Source organism: Oleiphilus sp. HI0117 (assembly GCF_001635235.1).
Window position 1 is genome coordinate 1 of sequence record NZ_LWGA01000721.1, and the last position, 1,813, is coordinate 1,813.

General features: G+C 41.3%; 2 protein-coding genes. Both read right to left on the bottom strand.

Going from position 1 to position 1,813, the window contains the following annotated elements:
- Positions 1 to 585 (bottom strand): PolC-type DNA polymerase III (locus tag A3757_RS10785; RefSeq protein ID WP_068739597.1); only part of this gene is annotated, 585 nt, incomplete at its 3' end.
- A gap of 318 nt (positions 586 to 903) precedes the next feature.
- The gene (locus A3757_RS10790; protein WP_068514332.1) at positions 904 to 1,611 is read right to left on the bottom strand and encodes a PEP-CTERM sorting domain-containing protein; all 708 of its coding nucleotides are present in this window, start codon (positions 1,609 to 1,611) and stop codon (positions 904 to 906) included.
- Positions 1,612 to 1,813 lie beyond the last annotated feature (202 nt).

Consider the following 1,813-nt stretch of genomic DNA (forward strand, 5'->3'; position numbering starts at 1 on the left):
AAGCTGCTGAATAAAAGAGAACGGTAAATCATAAATACCGTAGCGCTCACCAATATCCTCTAACATAGCTAACCACAGCTTGGCAGTCATCTCTGAATCATACAAGGCACGGTGAAAACTACCCGATGAGATTGAGCTAACAGTATCAAGGTTCGCATACTGAACCAAAGTTCCTAACTTATGATTCGGCGCATCCTGAAAAATACGCCTAGAAGCGAGCAAAGAACAGGCAAAGTCTCCCGGATAGGAGCAAGAAACTCGTGATAGTTCAGCATCAAGAAAGCGTTTATCAAAAGAGGCGTTATGAGCGACTAGGTTATGCCCGGCAATAAAATCATTAAAGCGCTTCATCACCTCTTCACAGGGAGCCGCCTTGCTCAACATTGCATTGCTAATACCGGTATAATCTTCAATAAAAGCACTGATGCGAATACCGGGGTTCATTAGGGATTGAAAGCTATCTGTAATCTCCCCACCTTCAATCAGCACTGCACCAATTTCTATCGCACGTTCTCCCATATCAGGAGATAAGCCACTCGTCTCAAAGTCCAGTACGACAATCGTATCTGCTCGTTTTGCGTTCATTAGGTCTAGCCATTTCCAATCATTAATTTGCGCTTAGAGTACACTATCTTCCGGATGAGAATAAGGTGATGCTTGGAAAAGCTCGACTCCAAAACAGAGGAGTGACAAAGCAATAAAACTTTTATAGGTAGGATAGAAACAGGCTCTGATTTTTAACTGATTTCATATCAAGGCAACCCGTAAAACTATCGAAAAGTACTTTGAGAAAATTCATCAGCTTTATGAGCAGAAAAAAAGCCATCTCAAGTGAGATAGCTTTAGTTCTGGGTGATTTCCTTAAGTGCTGGCAACAATAGTGTACTTCAGGCTTAGATAGAATTAGGACTTCTTTTGTCTACGAGCAAAGCTTAAGCCTACTAAACCCAAACCAAGAAGCGAAAGCGTAGCAGGTTCTGGAACATCGATTAAAGGTACTGAAACCGAGGTGACTGACGTGACCGTCATTCTGGTGTTTGCTAAGAAATACTGCTGTGGATCTGAAACCTGGTAAAGGTAAGTTTCAGCCGATATCGTTGGGCTACCCGGTCCGGTTCCAAATGGTCCAGTGCCTTCGGCCCACGTACTGATATTTATTTCAGATCCACCTTCCTTTACGTTAATTGTTGACAAACCGAATTCAGTGATTGAAACCCTCGCCTCACGAATACCGCGGTCGTATTCAACCATATTTTCGGTGGCCAGATGATAATCAATACTAGCCTGCCAGTCCGAGTCGTCGTAACTAATCAAATCCGCATAATTAATTCCAAACAAAGTCCATTCAATTGAACAAGCTCCATCAGCATTTCCATCCAGCGCGTTACAATACGTATACGTTGGAGTTCCATCATCATAAAATGTACTCGCCCGAGTCCCTTCGTTATCGAATGTAAAAGACCATGATAATGAATCGCCGACATTAAGCCCGGTCACGTCACTCTGTGCAACCTGAGTAACCCAAGTTTCCGTAACGATGGCTGCATTTGCTGACATCGAACCTAATGCTAAAACCCCTACAGCGGCTAATTTTTTTAACGTAAATTTCATAATAAGCACCTATAAAAAAGAAACTCTTACATCAAAAAAAAATTAAGCAAATTCAATACAAACTTATACTCTACGAAACCTCAATTCATTAGACTCAACTCGAGAGACCGAAGCTATAACAAGAAATACGTATAGAGATATAATGAATTTCACATATTTTGACCTTATAAAATCATGACCATCTTCTACTAAAGGCAAGTGT

Bases quoted from the DNA above. Each gene is read 5' to 3' on its own strand.
- A3757_RS10790 (WP_068514332.1), bottom strand. From the start codon at position 1,611: ATGAAATTTACGTTAAAAAAATTAGCCGCTGTAGGGGTTTTAGCATTA.